Raw genomic sequence first — 17,886 nt, 5'->3', positions numbered from 1 at the left:
GTGGACAACCCCCTGGACCTGCTCCGCGCCGACGACCGGACGGCCGCCTGGCTCGCCGGGCTGGAGGCCGACGACTCACCGGACGTCGAGGTCGTCCTGCCGGACGCCTTCACCCTGCTCGACCTGGCCGTGCCGCACGAGGACGTCAACGGGATCCTCGCGCTGGCCAAGACGATCAGGGCCGACCCCGGGCTGTGGTGGCTGCTGGAACGCTGCGCCCGGCGGCTGGTGCGCGGCATCGGGCTGATCGACCACCCCTTCGACCTGCCGTACCTGCCCGCCGGGTTGGGCGCGGCCGGGCGCTACTTCCACCTGTTCGTCTTCGTCGCGGCGCTCCCGCACGTGCGCGCCTACCACCGTGAGCGCGGCGTCCCGGCGGACGTCTCCCGGCACACCCTCGCCGACCTCGGCCGCAACGTCGCCGTCCACCGCAGGCGGCGCGGCGTCGGCGGCGTGATCCAGCCCTCCTGGATCAAGATGCACTACCGGGGCGAGATCTACCAGCTGGGCCGGCTGCAGTACCAGCGCGCCACCCTCGGCACCCGCATGGGGACCCTCATCGAGGGCGTCATGCCCGGCGCCCCCTCACTGAATCTGCATATTCCCGACTTCTCCGGGCCGTTGACGCCCGCCGCCTGCGACGACTCGCTGGCCCGCGCCCGCGCCTTCTTCCCCCGTCACTTCCCCGACGAAGAGCCCACCGTCGCCACCTGCTACTCCTGGCTCCTCGACCCCCAGCTCGCGGACCACCTGCCGGAAAGCTCCAACATCGTCGCCTTCCAGCGCCGCTTCCGCCCCGGCTACCCGGCCGAGCAGCCCAACGACGGGGGCCCGATCGAGTTCGTCTTCGGCGACCCCGACCTGCCGCCCGACCAGCTCTCCCCGCGCACCACGCTGGAGCACGCGATCGTCGCCCACCTGCGCGCCGGCGGCCACTGGTACGAGGGCAACGGCTGGTTCCCGCTCTGACGGGGTCCGGAATCCGCCCGCCGGCAGGCCGTACAGGAGCACGCGGACGTGGTCCGTGGCGTCGTCCATGCCGCGCCGCAGGTCGCGTAGCAGCGTGTCGGCGGCGTGCGGGCAGTCCGCCGGCCCGCCCCGCGCCAGGTCGATCGTCCTGGCCATCGCGACGAGCGTCCGGCCGAGCCCGTCGTGCAGGCTGCGGCTCAACCGGCGACGCTCCTCGTCCCTGGCGGCCACGTCGAGCTCCTCGGCGCGCTTCAGCTCGCCGGCCGTCCACAGGGTGTGGGCGAGGCGGGCGGCGTACGGCACGAGCGCGGCCAGCGCCCGGTCCCGGCACGCCCAGGGCAGGCGCCGGGGACCGACGAGCAGCCGTCCGACCTGTTCGCCGTGCCACACCAGCGGCACCTCGCGGGCCTCGGCGCCGGCCCGCCCGCTCTCCACGGAGGTCTCGCCGTCCGCCACCTCCACCGCGACCCCTCGGACGGCCAGCGCGTCACGCGACACCGCCACCACCGAGGCCAGCGCCTCCTCCGGGGCGCTGTGCCGCAGACACCGGTCCAGCCGATCGGCCAGTCCCCGGACAGACGTCCAGGGGAGGACCGGCAGCCGGGACAGGCCCTTGCGCAACGGCAGGCAGAGCGTGCCCGCGAGGAGCACCGCCGCCAGGTCGTATCCGGCGACCATGCCGCTGATGCCGACGTAGAGTGCGCCGGCGATGGCCGCGGGCGCCAGCCGGTCCGTCACACCCGCGTGGAGATCAGGCTGCCGACCCCGCGCCACTCGGCGTCCGGCATGCGCAGCACGCGCAGCGCGATCCAGCCGTAGGCGGCCAGGTGCAGCAGGGCGCCGGTGGACTGCACGACCGGCGCCTGGTCCATGGTGACGAACGGCACGATCGTGCCCGCCAGCGCGGCGACCGGCACCCACCAGGGCGCGACCTTGACCACGGCCAGGGTCACCAGCAGCGTGATCAGGCCGACGTGCAGCAGGAACCCCGGCAGCAGCATCCCGAACACGAATCCCGGCAGCTCGCCGGCCCGCTGGGTGACCGCCTCGGCCTGCGCGTCGGGCAGGACCTGCGCCAGGGCGAGGTCGTAGAAGTCGGTGGTGAAGAGCGTCAGCCCGTGACCGGCGCCGACCAGCCCGAGCGCCGCCCCGATCCCGCTCGCCCGGGGGGCGCGCTCGCGCAGGAGGTGGGCCAGGGCCAGCACGACGGGGATGAGGGCGAGCGCCGCCCACACGTAGAGCAGCGCGCTGACCTGCACGGCCGTCTCGTGCGTACGGAAGACCTCGGGAGCGTGCTCGGCCCCGGGAGGCGAGGTCAGGAAGGCCAGGAACTCGAAGACGGGCCAGGCGAGGAGGGCGATGCCGGCGACGATCCGGCGGAACGAATCAGGATTTTTCAACACTTGCCCAGCGAATCCGAACCCCGTCCCGCCACGCCCGGGCACTCGTCCCCGTCCATCCGGGAGAAATGCCACGGAACTCCCGGGACACCGTCCCGGTGAACCGGGACAGAGGACGTATACCGTTTGTCCCGAAATATGGGTTTGACCAGGGCTGCGGCAGGCGTCCTGGACGGGAGGGACGGATGGCGACGGCGCGTGTCGCGTGGGCGTGGTGTGCGCTGACCCTGGTGCTGGCGGCGACGGCCGCCACCCTGGCCTTCGCCAACGGCGCCGCCCCGCTCCCGGTGGTCCACCTGCTGTTCGTGGCGGCGTGCGCGGTGGCGGGCGGGCTCATCGGCGCCCACCGCCCCGGTCACATGGTGGGCCGGCTGCTCGCGCTGAGCGCGTTCTGCTTCGCGCTGATGGAGGCCTGTGGCCACTACGCGATCCTCGGCCTCACCCACCCGGGCCTGCCGCTCGCGGCGGGGCTCGCCTGGCCGCAGACCTGGCTGTGGATACCGGCCAACCTGGCGGCCACCCTGATCCCGCTGTACTTCCCCGGCGGCCGACTGCCCTCCCCGCGCCTGCGCCCGCCGGTCAGGGGAGTGGTGTCCGCCGCCGCGCTCGCCGCCGTGCCGAGCGCGCTCCGCCCGGGCGACAACCTCCAGGTGGGGATGGGCGCGGCGGTGCCCAACCCGCTCGGCGTCCCCGCCCTGGCCGCCCCCGCGTCGGCGGCCGAGGCGGTGCTGACCGTCCTGCTGGCGGCGGTGTTCGTGCTGGGCGCCGCGAACCTGGCCGTACGGGCCCGGCGCAGCGAGGACGCCGAGCGCCGCCAGATCGCGTGGCTCGTGTACGTGGTCGCGCTGGAGACGGTGGTGATCGGGGCGCGGCTGGTCGCCGGGCTGACCGACGACGACCCCGCCTCGGTGTGGCCGTCGACCAGCGTCCTGTGGGAACTGGTCGGCATCGCGGGCGCCACGCTCATCCCGGTCGCCATCTGCGTGGCCATCCTGCGCCACCGGCTCTTCGACATCGACCTGGTCATCAACCGCACCCTGGTGTACGTGCTGCTGTCGGGCTGCGTGACCGGCGGCTACATCCTCGTGGTCGGCTACCTCGGCGCGCTCTTCCCGGCCGGGGACCTGCAGATCTCCGTGCTGGCGGCCGGGCTGGTGGCGCTCGCCTTCGCGCCGCTGCGCGAACGGCTGCAGAGCTGGGTCAACCTGCTGACCTACGGCGAGCGGAACGACCCGTACGCCGCGCTCACCCGGCTGGGCCGCAGGCTGGAGAGCACCGCGGACCCCGGCACCGTGCTGCCGGGGATCGCCCGGTCGATCGCCGAGGCGCTGCGCCTGCCGTACGTGGCGGTGGAGACCAGCCAGGGCGCCCGCCACGAACACGGTGAGCCGGCCAGGGCCGCCGATCCGGTGCGGCTGCCGCTGACGCACAACGGCGAGCGGGTCGGCGGCCTGGTGCTCTCACCGCGGCCGGGCGACAGCGGGTTCGGCCCTCGCGACCTGCGCGTGCTCCAGGACCTGGCCCGGCAGGTCGCGGTGGCCGTGCACGCCGTGCGGCTCTCCGCCGACCTGCGACGCTCCCGCGAACGGCTGGTCATGGGCAGGGAGGAGGAGCGGCGGCGGCTCCGGCGTGACCTGCACGACGGGCTCGGCCCCACCCTGGCCGCGCTGACCATGCGGGCCGAGGCGGCGCACGACCTGGTCACCGACGAGCGGGCGCGGCGGCTGCTCGCCGAGATCGTGGACGACGCCGAGACGGCGCTGGCCGACGTGCGGACCCTGGTCGACGGGCTGCGCCCGCCCGCGCTCGACTCCCTCGGCCTGGCCGGGGCGCTGCGCGCGCACGCCATCAGGCAGCCGGCCGGCCTGCGGGTGGACGTGCACGCGCCGCACGACCTGCCCGCGCTGCCCGCCGCCACCGAGGCCGCCGCCTACCGGATCGCGACCGAGGCCCTGGCCAACACCCGCCGCCACGCGGGCGCGACCCGTTCGTGGCTGCGCGTCGAGATCGCGGACGGGACGCTCAGGCTGGAGATCTCCGACGACGGCCGCGGCATCGGTCCGGACGACCGGGACGGATCAGGAGTCGGGCTCGCGTCCATGCGCGAACGGGCCACGGAACTCGGCGGATCATGCACGATCGAGGAACGCCCCGGAGGCGGCACCCGCGTCCGGGTCGAACTCCCCGCGGAAGCGGAAGGGACCGGCGATGACCCAGGATCCTGTTAGCCGACGACCACGCGGGCGGGGAAGGGGACGGGCGGCGACCCAGGATCCTGGTAGCCGACGACCACGCGGGCGGGGAAGGGGACGGGCGGTGACCCACGATCCTGGTGGCCGACGACCGTGCGGGCGCGGAAGGGGACGGCGATGATCAAGGTCTTGGTGGTCGACGACCATGCGGGGTTCCGCGCCGGGTTGCGGACTCTGCTGGCGACGGCCGAGGGGATCGACGTCGCGGACGAGGCGGGCAGCGGGGAGCAGGCGCTCGCGCTGGCCGGGCGGATCCAGCCGGACGTGGTCCTGATGGACCTGGACATGCCCGGCATGGGAGGCATCGCGGCCACCGAGCGGCTGACCCGCGACCACCCGCACATCAGGGTCCTCGTGCTCAGCATGTCCGACGACGACGACTCGGTGTTCGCCGCCGTCCGGGCCGGGGCCCGCGGTTACGTCGTCAAGGGCGCGCGCCGGGCCGAGCTCGTCCGGTCGGTGCAGACCGTGGCCGAGGGCGGCGCCGTGTTCGGTCCGGCCCTCGCCTCCCGCCTCGTCGGCTACTTCTCCGCGGGCGAGCGCGCCGAGCCCGCCCTGCCCGGCCTGACCCCGCGCGAGCGGGAGATCCTCGCCCTGATCGCCGGCCACCTCACCAACCCGCAGATCGCCGCCCGGCTGGGGCTGAGCCAGAAGACCGTGCGCAACCACGTCTCGGCCGTCTTCACCAAGCTCCAGGTGGCCGACCGCGCACAGGCGATCATGCGCGCCCGGGAGGCGGGCCTCTGACGCTCAGCCGATGAGGCCGCGCCGGAAGGCGACGGCGACGGCCGCCGCGCGGTCGTTCACGCCGAGCTTCGCGTAGATGTGCAGCAGGTGGCTCTTGACCGTGGCCTCGCTGACGAACAGGCGCGCGGCCACCTCGCGGTTGGTCGTGCCCTGCGCGATCAGGTCCAGGACCTCCAGCTCGCGGGCGCTCAGCGGGTCGGCTGGCGTGCGCACCTGCCCCACCAGGCGGGTGGCGACGGACGGGGACAGCACCGACTCGCCCCGCGCCGCCGTGCGCACGGCCCTGATGAGGTCGTCGCGCCGGGTGTCCTTGAGGAGATAGCCGGTCGCGCCGGCCTCGATGGCGGGCAGGACGTCCCTGTCGGTGTCGTACGTGGTCAGGACGAGCACCCGGGCCCCGATGCCGAGCCTGGTGAGCTCCTTGATGGCGGCGACGCCGTCCATCCCCGGCATGCGCAGGTCCATGAGGATCACGTCAGGGCTCAGCGCCCGCGCCAGCTCGACCGCCCGGGCGCCGTTCTCGGCCTCGGCGAGCACCTCGAAGTCCGGGTCGCCGGCGAACATGCCGCGGATGCCGTCGCGCACGATGGGATGGTCGTCGGCGATCAGCAGCCGGATCGGGTCGTCAGCCACGCGCCACCGCCGGGACGCTCGCGGAGATCGCGGTGCCGCCGCCGGGCTCGGTCTCGATCTCCAGGGTTCCGGCCAGGCGGCTGACGCGCCCGCGCATCGAGGTCAGGCCGAAACCGCCGCCGTCCCGTACGCGTTCGAGGTCGAAGCCCGCGCCGTCGTCGCGCACGTCCAGCGTCACCATGTCCTCCATGTAGGAAAGGGTCAGCCCCACCCGGGACGCGCCCGCGTGCCTGGCCGCGTTGGCCAGGGCCTCCTGCGCGGTGCGGAGCAGGGTCTCCTCCACCTCCGGGTGCATGGGACGCACGGTGCCGGTGGTGGTGAAGTCGGCGCGCACCCCGTTGAGCTCGCTCCACCGGGCCACGACCTCGCGCAGCGCCTCGGGCAGCGGGGCGGCGTCCAGCTGGCCGGGGCCGACCGCCTGGACCGAGCGCCGGGCCTCGGCGAGGCTCTCCCGCGCCAGCCGCAGGGCGTTGTCCACGTTGCGGCGCCAGTCGCCGGCCTGGTGTGCCGCCTGGAGCTGGGTGATGATGCCGGTCAGGCCCTGGGCGAGGGTGTCGTGGATCTCCGCCGCCATCCGCTGCCGCTCGTCCATCACGCCCGCCTCCCGGGCCTGGACCAGCAGCTGCGCATGCAGGCCGGCGTTCTCCCGCAGCGTCTCCTCCAGCCGCGTCACCATCTGCTTCCGCTCGGCGCTGCGCGCGGCCGTGATCTCGCCGACGAAGCTGAACAGCCCGACCGCGGCCACGATGGCGGCGGTGAGCAGCAGGTACGAGAGGATCTTGGACGGGACGGGGTCCGGCGGCCCGCCGAAGAAGGCCGTGACGCTGATCGCCGCCGTGGCGGTGACCCCGGCGAAGCGCCACATCCCTTTCAGGTACTCCCATGAGTGCAGGTAGCCGATGAAGCCGAAGAAGCCGGCGAACCACACCGCCTGCGTGCACAGCACGCCGATCAGGACGATCAGCCCGATCACGTAGACGACGCCCCGCGGGACCAGCCGGAGCCACAAGGCGGCCAGCGCCGCCAGCGCCACGACCCGCCATGGCGGGCCGTCCTCCGTGAGGAGCGCGAGCATCGTGCTGGCTGCCAGCAGGACGTACGGTGCTGCCGTCAGCTGGCGCTCCAGCAGGCGCTCCCATCGATCGAGCTGCGCCGTCATGCCTTACTCCCAGCGAAAGAACCTGGCCGCGATCATACTGACGACCAGCGCGTACCCGGCCATCACCAGCAGCGGCAGCGGATCGGCCGGACTGCCCGCCCAGATGTCCTGCAGACTCTGCCGGAAAGCCCCCAGAGGGGTGTATTCACCGACGCGCACCAAAATATCGGGCATCTGGTGCGTCGGCTGCATCAGCCCGGCCAGAAAGGCCATCGGGAAGTACAGCAGGACGCCGATCCCGTTGGCGGACCGCCCGTTCGGGGCCAGCGCCGCGATGAGCAGCCCGATGGCGAACAGGGAACCCGCCCCGAGCAGGAAGACCAGCGCGACCAGCGGCCACCGGGAGGGCAGGTGGGCCCCCAGGACGCCGCCCGCCACGCCCAGCAGCAGGCCGCAGGCGGCCACCGCGAGCACGAGCTGCAGGATCAGCTGCACCACCAGCATCCGCACCGGGCGCACCGGCGTGGCCGAGAGCCGGCGCAGGATGCCCCGCTCACGGTAGGTGGCCAGGGTGGTGGGCAGCATGTAGAGGCCGACGAGCCCCACCGCGATGGCCAGCGCCATCGGCACCAGCACGGTGTCGCCGGGCTCGATCGAGCTGCCGAAGACCACGAGGATGAACAGCGGGATGAGCAGGGCGAAGATCGCCCCGGGCTCCCTGGTGAGCAGTTTCAGTTCGACGAAGGTCAGCTTGGTCACGGGTCCTACTCCTTGGTGCCGAAGGAACGGCCGGTCAGGGCGATGAAGGCGTCGTCGAGGGTGCGCTTGTCGATGCGCAGATCGCTCACGAGGACGTGGTGCCTGGCGAGGTGGGCGGTGACGGCGGTGGCGAAGTCGGCCCGCCCGCTGACGACCACCCGGTCGCCGGTCCTGCTCACCCCGGTCACCCCCGGCAGGTCCGCCAGCCCGGCGGGCTCGCCGTCCATCAGGGTGAAGCTCATCCGGTGCTCGGCGTCGATCCCGTCGATCAGCCCCGCCGGGGTGTCGAGGGCGACGACGCGGCCGCGGTCGAAGACGGCGACCCGGTCGCAGAGCTCCTCGACCTCGTCCATGAAGTGGCTGACCAGCACCACCGTCACGCCGCTCGCCCGGACCCGCTTGATCAGCTCCCAGGTGGTGCGCCGGGCCTGCGGGTCGAGCCCGGTGGTCAGCTCGTCGAGGAAGGCCACCCGCGGGTTGCCGACCAGCGCCAGGGCGATGAACAGGCGCTGCTTCTGGCCGCCCGACAGCTTCCCGAACCGGGCGTCGCGCTTCTCGTCCAGCCCCCACTCGGCCATCAGCTCGCGCCAGTCGCGCGGCTGGGCGTAGAAGGAGGCGTAGAGGTCCAGGGCCTCCCACACCTTGATGTTCTCCGGCAGCTGCGTGTGCTGGAGCTGCACGCCGATCCGCTCGCGCAGCCGCCTGCCGTCCTTGGCCGGGTCGAGCCCCAGCACGCTGATCGACCCGTCGTCGGGCTGCCGCAGCCCCTCCACGCACTCCACGGTGGTGGTCTTGCCGGTGCCGTTGGGGCCGAGGATGCCGAAGATCTCGCCCTCTTCCACGGAGAACGACACCCCGTCCAGAACCGTCAGCTCCCCGTACGACTTGCGGAGCCCGTTGACTTCGATGACTGCCATGGCTCAAGCGTCGTCCGCCGGCGGCTCCGGCGAATCGACCCGCCGGCCATGATCCGCCGCGGATCCGGCTGGCGCGGAAATCAACCGATCGGTTGATGCGCGGCCGAATCCGGAGCTGAAAGTTTCACCGGCGGTTGACGAACGCACCGCCCGCCGCACATGATCACGCTTGTCTCCTGGTCAGGAGGAGGCGTCGAGTGATGACCGTCCAGTGATGACCGTCCAGTGATGACCACTGCCACGGCGAGGTGCACCGATGCCGAGAACCCTGCTCCGGGCCGCGTCCGCGATCGTGCTGACGCTGGCCGCCCTGAACATCCCTGCCGCCCATGCCCAGGACGCCGCCCCTGTCGAGGTGACCGTCAACACCCGTGCCGCCCTCGCGGCCGTACCCGAGACAGGCATCGGCACCAACCATGCCATCTGGGACACCCACCTGGGCTCGGACCAGACCGCCGACCTCCTCAAGGAGGCGGGCGTGAAGCTGCTGCGCTACCCCGGCGGCTCGTACTCCGACATCTACCACTGGGCCGACCACACCGCCCCCGGCGGCTACGTCGCGCCGAACACCGACTTCGACACCTACATGGCCGGCGTGCGCCGCACCGGGGCGAAGGCGATGGTGACCGCCAACTACGGCACCGGCACGGCCGAGGAGGCCGCCGCCTGGGTCAGGTACGCCAACGTCACCAAGGGCTACGGCGTGAAGTACTGGGAGATCGGCAACGAGAACTACGGCAACGGCCACTACGGCGCCGCCTGGGAGGCCGACGACCACCCCGACAAGAGCCCGGCCGAGTACGCCCGCCACGTCGTCGCCTACGCGGACGCCATGAAGGCCGTCGACCCCACCATCAAGATCGGCGCCGTGCTCACCACCCCCGCCAACTGGCCCGACGCGATCGTGGCCGAGGGCGACGCGGGAAGCTGGAACCAGGTCGTCCTGTCGGCCGCCGGATCCAAGATCGACTTCGTGGTCCTGCACTGGTATCCGGGGGCCCTCGACCGTACGGGACACGTACCCGACATGGTCCAGCTCGCCCGCGAGCAGATCGCCCGGTACGCCGGCCCCGGCGCCGAGCGGATCGGCATCGCGATGACGGAGTTCAACACCGGCTCGAGCAGCAACGGCACCAACACCCAGCCGGGCGCCCTGGCCGCCGCCGACGCGTACGCGACGCTGCTGGCCAACGGCGTGTTCACGGTCGACTGGTGGAACGTGCGCAACGGCATCGGCGCCGTCACCGAGGTCGAGGGGCACACCGACTACGGCGACTTCGGCCTGCTGTCGAGCGCGGCCTGCACGTCCGACGGCTCGGTCTGCGAGCCCGCGCTGAACACCCCCTTCGCGCCCTACTACGCGCTCCAGATGGTCAGCCGGTTCGCCCGTCCCGGCGACCAGTTCGTCCGGGCGGCGGCCGACCAGCCCGCGGTCTCCGCGCACGCCGCCCGCCGCCCCAACGGCGAGCTGGCGGTCATGCTGATCAACACCTCGCGCGACACCTCGTACGCGGCCGCCCTCGACTACGAGGGCTACACCCCCGCCGCGGGCGCGCCCACCGTGCTCACCCACACCAACGGCGCCACCGCGATCACCACCGAGACCGCGGGCACTCCCGCCGGCCGGCTCCTGCCGCCGCTGTCGCTCACCACGATCGTCCTGCGTCCAGCCGCCCCGCCGTCCGGCCCCGGCGCCCCCGGTCAGCCCACCGCCACCGCCGTGACCGACACCACCGCCACCATCACCTGGCCGCGCGCCACCCCGGGCGCCCGCCCGGTCGCCAAGTACGAGATCCACCGCCAGCACGGCGCCGTCACCGAGCAGCTCGGCGAGACCGGCGGCACCTCGTTCACGGCCGCCAACCTCAGGCCCGGCACCCGCTACACCGTCAACGTGATCGCCCGCGACAGCGGCGGCGGCCTCTCCTGGTCCTCCCCGCCGCTGACCTTCACCACCAAGGCCCCCGCCACGAGCTCCTGCACGGCGAAGCTGACCGTCCAGTCGGACTGGGCCAGCGGCTACGTCGGCAGCATTGAGATCACCAACACCGGCGCCCCGGTCAACGGCTGGACGCTGAACTTCGCCTGGCCGAGAGCCTGGCAGAGCCTCGGCAGCGGCTGGAGCGCGACCTGGACCCAGAACGGCCAGGACGTCAAGGCCGTCAGCGAGCCAGGGAACGGCGCGCTGGGCACGGGCGCGACGACCACGATCGGCTTCGTCGGCAACTACACCGGCCCGAACGTCCTGCCGTCGGTCTTCACCTTCAACGGAAGGGTCTGCGGCACCGGCTGACGCGTCATGAAAGGGCATCGAAGGCCGCCATTCGATCGACGGCCTTCGATGCCCTTCAAGTCTTTTTGAAACCGGTGGATTTGTAGTGATTGATCCCCATTTGGGTGCTAGCGTCCTAATTGAAGGATCAATCGAAAAGGGGGAGACGTCGTGAGTAGCGGATATGGCGGCTGCCGCCGCCGTCGATACCGTCGCTGCCGCCGCAGAAGGTGGTGGGGCTACTGGAACGACTGGGACTGGGACGACGACTGGGGCTACTGGTGGTGACCGCAGTCCCGATCTGACGGATCGCGACGGTCAACGCTCGGCGTTAGGTCGCCGTGATCCGTCCTCAACACCGGCCGGCTGCCGTTCGAGCAGGGTCTTGAGTTCGGACAGCAGGTCCGGCCATCCCCCCTTGATCATCTCCAGAACGGTGCTGCCCGGCTCGAACCCGTCGTGGACGACGGTGAGCTTGACCCGCTCCCCGGCCGGTTCGAGATCGAAGGTCACGCGAGAGCGGGGCTCGGCGGCGATCTCGGCGAGGACGTCCGGGGCGACGCCGGCGTCGTCGGCCCACTCCCGGGTGAAGGTGTGCCAGCTGTACGAGAGCCGCCGGTAGGGGTCGGACTCCAGGACCACGCTGCCGCCGTCGTCGACGACCGAGCCCTCGGTGCGCCAGACGACGGGGGCGCCCTTGGTCCAGGCCGACTCCAGGGTGAGACCCCAGTAGGACCGGGTGAACTCCGGCTCGGTCAGCGCGCGCCACAGGCGCTCCGGCGTGGTGACGATGTAGGACGTGTAGACGAACTCGGGCTTGGACACAGCCGTCTCCTCAAGGGCTCGCTTCAGCGCCGACAGCGACTGGACGCGCCGCCGGTCGTAGCGGCGGATCCAGCGCTCGGCGATGTCGTTGATCGGGGCGGCGTTGAGGTAGTGGAGCTTCTCCCGGCCGTGCCTGACCGTGGTGATCAGCTCGGCGGCCTCCAGGACGGCCAGGTGCTTGCTGACCGACTGGCGGGCCATGTCCAGCCCGTCGCAGAGCTCGCTCAGGGTCTGGCCGTCACGGGCGTTGAGACTGTCCAGGAGCATGCGGCGGCTGGCGTCGGCCAGCGCCTTGAACACGTCGTCCACAGCTACCACCTCGAATGCGCAGCCGTTTGGCTGCCTATGAACGATAGGCAGCCAAACGGCTGCGTGTCAACAGGTGCGCAGCATGTTGAGCAGGGCCGTCTTCTCCTTGCGGGTGACGAAGAGCCGGTAGTGACGCTTCACGGTGATCCACGACGTCGCGTACCGGCACCAGTGGGCGCGGCGCGGCGGACGCCAGCTTTGCGGGCCCTTGGCGCCCTTGGCGATGTTGGCGGAATGGCTCACGGTGAGCAGTTCGGGCCGCCTGATGTCGTTGGCGAACGCGCGCCGCTTGGCCGGGCTCCACCGCTTGGCGCCCGACCGCCAGGCGTACGCGAGCGGCACCACGTGGTCGACGTCCACGTACCTCTCGCTCTTCAGCTTCTTGCCGTCGTACGGGCTGAACCAGACTCCCTTGACCGGGTGGCAGGCCGCGTTCCGGCGGACGCGCCGCCCGTCGCGGGCCAGGACGAGCTCCCGCGTACTGCACCTCCCCTTGCGGTCCGCCCAGTGGGGGCGGAACTTCTCGCGGCTGTAACCGCGGATGGACAACGGCCTGGCGACCTTGAGCTGCGCCAGCATGCTCCGGGCCCGGGCGGCGGCCTGCTTGCGGGATTCGGCCGCCGCGGGCGGGGCAGTGAGAACGGCGGTGATCGGGAGGACGAGGAGAGTGAGCACGGCGACGTTGGTCGCCCGCCGCAGGAAGATCATGGTTTCACCCATGACGAGCGGCATCCCCGCTCGCGGCGCGGCTAACCTCGCCGTGAAAGGATCGATGACGTGACGCGCCTGCTGATCGTGCACCACACCACCTCGCCCACGCTCCGCGAGCTCTTCGAGGCCGTCCGGGAGGGCGCCACCACCGACGAGGTCGAGGGCGTGGAGGTCGTCACCCGCCCGGCGCTGGCCGCCACCGCCGTCGACGTGTTCGCGGCCGACGGCCTCATCCTGGGCACCCCGGCCAACATCGGCTACATGAGCGGCGCGCTCAAGCACTTCTTCGACACGATCTACTACCCCTGCCTGGAGGAGACCCGCCGCCTGCCGTACGCCCTGTACGTGCACGGCAACAACGACACGACCGGCGCCGTCCGCGCGGTGGAGTCGATCGCCACCGGCCTCGGCTGGGAGCGGGTCCGGCGCCCGGCGTCGGTGACGGGCGCCCCCGGCAAGGACGACCTGGAAGCCTGCTGGGAGCTCGGCGCCACGGTCGCCGCCACGATCAGCCCCGGCTGACGGCGGCTCAGCGGCTCACCGCGGTCTCCCGCTCCATGCGCGACAGCTTCTCGGGATTGCGCACGGCGTAGAGCCCGGTGATGAGGCCGTCCTCGACGCGCACCGCCATGACGGTCTCGACCTCGCCATCGGCACGGATGACCAGCGCGGGGCAGCCGTTGACCAGCGCCGGCTGCGGCGACGCCGCGCGGGCGACCCTTTTCAGCAGCGCGGCCACCTGACCGGCTCCCACGACGGGCGCGGGCGCGGCCGGCACGAGCCCGCCGCCGTCCGCCAGCAGGACGACGTCGGGCGCGAGGACGTCGAGGAGCCGCCGCAGGTCGCCCGTCTCGACCGCCCGCCGGAACGCCTCCAGCACGTCGCGGGTCTCGGCCGGTGAGGCGGCCCCGCGCGGCCGGCGGGCGGCGACGTGGGACCGCGCCCGGTGGGCGATCTGGCGGACCGCGGCCGCGCTCTTGCCGACGGCTTCCGCGATCTCGTCGTAGGCCAGGTCGAACACCTCACGCAGCACGAACACCGCCCGCTCGGTCGGCGTCAGCGTCTCCAGCACCAGCAGCATCGCCATCGAGACGCTCTCGGCCAGCTCGACGTCCTCGGCCACGTCGGGCGCGGTCAGCAGCGGCTCGGGCAGCCACGGGCCGACATAGGACTCCTTGCGCCGGCCGAGCGTGCGCAGCCGTTTCAGCGCCTGCCGCGTGACGATCCGTACCAGATAAGCACGCTGATCCCGCACCGTACCGAGATCGACGCCCGCCCACCGCAGCCAGGTTTCTTGCAGGACGTCCTCCGCGTCGGCGGCCGAGCCCAGCATCTCGTAGGCGACCGTGAACAGCAGGTTGCGGTGGGCGAGGAACGCCTCGGTCGCCGGATGCTCGCTGCCTTCGCCCATCACTGCTCCTCGCCTGTCCGTTCCCGACCGTGCCACGCATACGATCCCGGCCGCCGCCGCCGTGTGACACCCGGACTCAGTGACATACGTCACACCCGCCGTGCTGTCACAAGCGTCGCGCCGCCGGGATCTCTTGCTCGTCAGACCGCGTACGGAAGGAACATCATGAGTTCAGCACTGGAAACCCTGCGCCGCGACTTCGGCGGCGACATCGTCGAACCGGGATCGGCCGAGTACGCGTCGGCCAGTCGTTCCGTGCTGGTGACGGGCAGTCCTGCCTGGGTCCTGCGGCCCAGGAGCGTCGGGGACGTGCGGGCGGGCGTGAGATTCGCCGCCGGCGCCGGCCTCCGGCTGTCCGTACGAGGAGGCGGCCACGCCTTCGCGGGCTTCGGCACCAACGACGGCGGCGTGGTGATCGACCTCGGCGCGCTCGCGAGCGTGGAGGTCACCGACAAGGAGCGTCACCTCGTACGGATCGGCGGCGGCGCCACCTGGGGCCAGGTCGCGACCGCGCTGGCCCCGCACGGCCTGGCGATCTCCTCGGGTGACACCAAGGGAGTCGGGGTCGGCGGGCTGACCTTGAGCGGGGGCATCGGCTGGAAGGTCAGGAAGCACGGCCTGGCCCTGGACAACCTGGTCGCCGCGGAGCTGGTCACCGCCGATGGGGAGACCGTGCGGGCCTCCGCGCGGGAGAACCCGGAGCTGTTCTGGGCGATCCGCGGCGGCGGCGGCAACTTCGGGATCGTGACCGCCTTCGCGTTCGCGGCACACCCGACGACGGACGTCTTCTTCGGCCGGATCGCCTTCCCCGCGCGGGAGGCGGCGGCCGTGCTCCAGGGCTGGGCGGACCACCTCCGCACCGCCCCGGAAGAGCTCACCTCCGTCGCGGAGTTCGCCAACCCCTTCGCGGGCGGCCCCGAAGCGCCCGTCGAGATCCGCGTCGCCTTCGACGGCGACGACCCGGAGCGCGCGGCCGGGGCCATCGACCCGATCCGCCGCCTCGGCACGGTCATCGACGACGACGTCGCACCGCGGCCCTTCGCGGACACGCTCGTGGAGGGCGCCACCCCGCCGCCGGGTTTCCGCGTGTTCACCCGGAGCGCCTTCACCGGCGGTGACGCGGCGCCCGCCGCGCTCAAGGTCCTGGCCGAGGCCGGGGCGTCGGAAAGGCCGCCGTTCATCGCCGTCCGCAGCGTCGGCGGCGCCGTGTCCCGCGTGGCCCCCGACGCCACCGCCTACGCGCACCGCCAGGCGGAGCTGATGTTCACGACCACCGTCGCGGGCCCCGAGCCGGTCGTCGAGGCCGCGCGTCCCGCCCTGGAAGCGCTCTGGGCGAAACTCGCGCCGCACGCCGGCGGCGCCTACGCCAACTTCCTCGCATCCGCCACCGAGGAGGACGTCGCCGCCGTCTACCCGGCGCCGACCTACGAGCGGCTCGCCGCGGTCAAGCGTCAGTACGACCCCGGCAACCTGTTCACCGGCAACCACAACATCCGGCCCCGGTAGACAGGAACCGGCCGGCCATGTCAGTGGCCGGCCGGCCGCGTCACTGGCGTTTGCGATCGATGAAGCGCTGGAGCACCAGGAGGACGATCGGCAGGATCAGCCCGAAGGCGAACTCCGTCAGCTGGATCAGCCGCGTCGCCAGCCCCACGGCTCCTCCCGCCACGAAGAGCGCCAGCGACACCCAGGCCCAGTGCCTCCGCAACCACCGCAGGGACCCGGCCCACCGGCGCCGCGGCAGCAGAGGACGCAGGACCTTCTCGATCGGCAGGTTCTTCCCGTCCTTCTGCCGGATCACGATCGCGCCTTCCATCCAGACGATCTGATCCCCGGCACGAGCGAGCCTGACGCTCCTGAGCGACGCCAGGGCCTCCACGCAGGGCCACACCCCCCACAGAGTGATGTGCGTGCTCATGCTGTTGGGCCAGGACCCGTCCTGACACTGCTCGGTGACGATCGTGTCGAAGGACTGCGCCAGCTTCCCCGCCACGTCGATGCTCTGGAACCGCGGATGGTGCATCAGCGCCGTGGTCGCCACCGGCAGCGCGTAGTGCGTCAGCGACGGCGGGAGCCAGTATTCCTCGCCCTTGTCCGTACGCAGGAAGAGGACGTTGGACCGTTCCTCCCGGTTGCCGATCTCCACCAGGGAGGAGGTGTCCAGGTTGGCGAGGAGCCAGTCGAAGCCCTTGGCCACCTTCTCGGACGCCGGGTCGACGCCGGCCTTCACCAGCGTGGTGAGCGCCGACGCGGTGTGGGCGACGCGTGCCTGGTTCTGGCGGGGCTCCGGGGCCCAGCCGCCGGAGGGCAGCTGCTGCTCGATCAGCCACGCCACCCCCTTGTCGACCGCCGGGTCCTGGGGCGCCGCCTCCAGCAGGGCCCGCAGGGCCAGGCACGTCAGCCAGACGCGGGGCGGGCAGCCGTGGAAGGAGCCCCAGCCGCCGGACCTGTCCTGGTTGTTGCGCAACCAGGACACCGCCCGTGAGAGGTCGGGAGTCGTCGGCTGGTCGTCGCACCGCAGCGCGGCCAGGCACCGCACCACCCAGGCGGTCGCCTCGACCACCGGCTTGTCCTTGCTGGTGTTGGTCCACCAGCCGCCGTCGACCTTCGGGTCCTCGTCCTTGATCTGGCGGACCCTGAGGAAGTTGAGCGCGTCCTCCAGGTGGGGCGGAGACTCACCCGCGACGTGGAAGGTCAGCAACGCCACGGCGGTCGCGGTCGCCCCCGGCGGGACGGTGTCGAGCAGGTGGTACCAGCCGCCCCCACCCGCGGGACTTTCGTTGTACATGTGGCGCAACAAGTCCATCGACTTGTTCAACGCGCTCTCGGACTGTGACAGATCGATCTCGTGCAACAAGGCCGTTCCCCCGTCGCCGCTTTTCCCGGAGCGTACCGTTCCCCCCATTGCAACTAACGTCACGCTTTGATATAGCCGAAGTGTCCGGTCGCCATACCTCATTCGGGACGGTGCAGATCGGTGGTTTCTGGCTTTCATATTGAGGACGGCGATATCCTCGCGCTCGGCGGCACGACCGAGTGGGCCCGATCCCTTCCCCGGCGGGCTTCCCTGGCCCATCTCACCGCCGCCACCGGGACCTGGGCCGCGGAGGAGGGCATTGTTACCCGCCCGATCCCGGGCGCCCTGCCGTATCCAGCGGGTTTCTACCGGCGCATTCACTGCGACATGGAGACGGCCGGTCATCTGCTGCCGGAAGCCTTCGAACTTCTCCCGCCCGGCGGAGTCCTCATTCCACGGTACGGCACGCCCGAAAATCGAGACGGCGCCGTCATGCTTTCTGAAAACGTGTCAAAAACCGGCCAAGAGGAGGATTGTGTATTTTGCGGTCGTTTCCGGTTTCGGATGAACCAGGACGCCGGTGTTCCCGGTGCGGCCGCCCTGCTGTGGGGTGACGAGTTCCTGTGGTGCGCGCCGGATCTGGCTCCTCTCACCGAGGGTCATCTCCTGCTGGTCTCGACGCGCCACTTCCCGTGCTTCGGCGCGTGCCCACCGGGCCTGGCGCGGGAGGTCGCCCGGCGGAAGCGGGAGGTCACCCGGTGGCTGGAGGCGGTCTACGGCCGCCC

16 protein-coding genes and 1 pseudogene are annotated in these 17,886 nt (G+C 72.0%); 6 read left to right on the top strand and 11 right to left on the bottom strand.

What is annotated here, in order from left to right:
- Positions 1 to 969 (top strand): acyltransferase domain-containing protein, encoded by a 969-nt coding sequence (locus ACZ6YG_RS34465; protein WP_466020311.1) that lies wholly within the window; start codon positions 1 to 3, stop codon positions 967 to 969.
- Positions 970 to 1,053: 84 nt separating this feature from the next.
- Here the strand turns inward: ACZ6YG_RS34465 and ACZ6YG_RS34460 are convergent.
- Together ACZ6YG_RS34460 and ACZ6YG_RS34455 are read right to left on the bottom strand one after the other, a co-directional pair.
- A pseudogene (locus ACZ6YG_RS34460) lies at positions 1,054 to 1,125 on the bottom strand (hypothetical protein); the annotation flags it as partial.
- Between the two features lie 578 nt (positions 1,126 to 1,703).
- On the bottom strand, positions 1,704 to 2,372 hold the full coding sequence (locus ACZ6YG_RS34455; RefSeq protein WP_466020310.1) for a hypothetical protein: 669 nt from the start codon (positions 2,370 to 2,372) through the stop codon (positions 1,704 to 1,706).
- Between the two features lie 182 nt (positions 2,373 to 2,554).
- Between ACZ6YG_RS34455 and ACZ6YG_RS34450 the strand changes: the two genes are divergently transcribed.
- Positions 2,555 to 4,597 (top strand): sensor histidine kinase, encoded by a 2,043-nt coding sequence (locus ACZ6YG_RS34450; protein WP_466020309.1) that lies wholly within the window; start codon positions 2,555 to 2,557, stop codon positions 4,595 to 4,597.
- On the opposite strand, the gene ACZ6YG_RS34445 is transcribed toward ACZ6YG_RS34450, so the two are convergent.
- Positions 4,594 to 4,746, bottom strand: a complete 153-nt coding sequence (locus ACZ6YG_RS34445; protein ID WP_187281490.1) for a hypothetical protein — start codon at positions 4,744 to 4,746, stop codon at positions 4,594 to 4,596. The two genes, ACZ6YG_RS34450 and ACZ6YG_RS34445, sit on opposite strands and share 4 nt — an antisense overlap.
- Here ACZ6YG_RS34445 and ACZ6YG_RS34440 point away from each other — a divergent pair.
- Positions 4,739 to 5,368, top strand: a complete 630-nt coding sequence (locus tag ACZ6YG_RS34440) for a response regulator (protein ID WP_187281489.1) — start codon at positions 4,739 to 4,741, stop codon at positions 5,366 to 5,368. The genes ACZ6YG_RS34445 and ACZ6YG_RS34440 overlap by 8 nt on opposite strands.
- Positions 5,369 to 5,371: 3 nt before the next feature.
- Here the strand turns inward: ACZ6YG_RS34440 and ACZ6YG_RS34435 are convergent, their stop codons facing one another.
- Genes ACZ6YG_RS34435 through ACZ6YG_RS34420 form a run of 4 tightly spaced genes read right to left on the bottom strand, consistent with a single transcriptional unit; the run spans position 5,372 to position 8,776 of the window.
- Positions 5,372 to 6,001, bottom strand: a complete 630-nt coding sequence (locus tag ACZ6YG_RS34435; protein ID WP_148035327.1) for a response regulator — start codon at positions 5,999 to 6,001, stop codon at positions 5,372 to 5,374.
- Positions 5,994 to 7,160: a sensor histidine kinase gene (locus ACZ6YG_RS34430; protein WP_148035326.1), complete on the bottom strand. Its 1,167-nt coding sequence runs from the start codon at positions 7,158 to 7,160 to the stop codon at positions 5,994 to 5,996. The genes ACZ6YG_RS34435 and ACZ6YG_RS34430 overlap by 8 nt, the downstream gene beginning before the upstream one ends.
- 3 nt (positions 7,161 to 7,163) lie before the next feature.
- Positions 7,164 to 7,859, bottom strand: a complete 696-nt coding sequence (locus ACZ6YG_RS34425; RefSeq protein WP_364229544.1) for an ABC transporter permease — start codon at positions 7,857 to 7,859, stop codon at positions 7,164 to 7,166.
- Positions 7,860 to 7,864: 5 nt separating this feature from the next.
- Entirely contained in the window at positions 7,865 to 8,776 is a 912-nt protein-coding gene (locus ACZ6YG_RS34420) for an ABC transporter ATP-binding protein (RefSeq protein WP_271277379.1), read from the bottom strand.
- A gap of 256 nt (positions 8,777 to 9,032) precedes the next feature.
- Here ACZ6YG_RS34420 and ACZ6YG_RS34415 point away from each other — a divergent pair, with 256 nt between their 5' ends.
- The gene (locus tag ACZ6YG_RS34415) at positions 9,033 to 11,069 is read left to right on the top strand and encodes a cellulose binding domain-containing protein (RefSeq protein ID WP_466020308.1); all 2,037 of its coding nucleotides are present in this window, start codon (positions 9,033 to 9,035) and stop codon (positions 11,067 to 11,069) included.
- A 297-nt stretch (positions 11,070 to 11,366) separates the two neighbouring features.
- Here the strand turns inward: ACZ6YG_RS34415 and ACZ6YG_RS34410 are convergent, their stop codons facing one another.
- Positions 11,367 to 12,182 carry an ArsR/SmtB family transcription factor gene (locus tag ACZ6YG_RS34410; protein WP_219542991.1) on the bottom strand — a complete coding sequence of 272 codons (816 nt, stop codon included), beginning with the start codon at positions 12,180 to 12,182 and terminating at the stop codon, positions 11,367 to 11,369.
- A 66-nt stretch (positions 12,183 to 12,248) separates the two neighbouring features.
- Positions 12,249 to 12,902, bottom strand: coding sequence for an HNH endonuclease family protein (locus tag ACZ6YG_RS34405; protein WP_261808938.1), 654 nt, complete (start codon positions 12,900 to 12,902; stop codon positions 12,249 to 12,251).
- Positions 12,903 to 12,959: 57 nt separating this feature from the next.
- On the opposite strand from ACZ6YG_RS34405, the gene ACZ6YG_RS34400 reads away from it, so the two are divergent.
- Entirely contained in the window at positions 12,960 to 13,415 is a 456-nt protein-coding gene (locus tag ACZ6YG_RS34400) for a flavodoxin family protein (RefSeq protein ID WP_148035321.1), read from the top strand.
- A 7-nt stretch (positions 13,416 to 13,422) separates the two neighbouring features.
- Here the strand turns inward: ACZ6YG_RS34400 and ACZ6YG_RS34395 are convergent, their stop codons facing one another.
- Complete coding sequence (locus ACZ6YG_RS34395; RefSeq protein ID WP_466020307.1) at positions 13,423 to 14,304, bottom strand: RNA polymerase sigma-70 factor; 882 nt, start codon at positions 14,302 to 14,304, stop codon at positions 13,423 to 13,425.
- A gap of 165 nt (positions 14,305 to 14,469) precedes the next feature.
- Between ACZ6YG_RS34395 and ACZ6YG_RS34390 the strand changes: the two genes are divergently transcribed.
- Positions 14,470 to 15,810, top strand: coding sequence for an FAD-binding oxidoreductase (locus tag ACZ6YG_RS34390; protein ID WP_466020306.1), 1,341 nt, complete (start codon positions 14,470 to 14,472; stop codon positions 15,808 to 15,810).
- A gap of 40 nt (positions 15,811 to 15,850) precedes the next feature.
- Here ACZ6YG_RS34390 and ACZ6YG_RS34385 read toward each other — a convergent pair whose 3' ends face one another.
- Positions 15,851 to 17,092: a prenyltransferase/squalene oxidase repeat-containing protein gene (locus ACZ6YG_RS34385; protein ID WP_271277383.1), complete on the bottom strand. Its 1,242-nt coding sequence runs from the start codon at positions 17,090 to 17,092 to the stop codon at positions 15,851 to 15,853.
- Positions 17,093 to 17,886 lie beyond the last annotated feature (794 nt).

The sequence above is a fragment of the Nonomuraea sp. NPDC054003 genome, from assembly GCF_055585125.1.
This window is presented reverse-complemented; position numbering and strand designations above follow the sequence as displayed.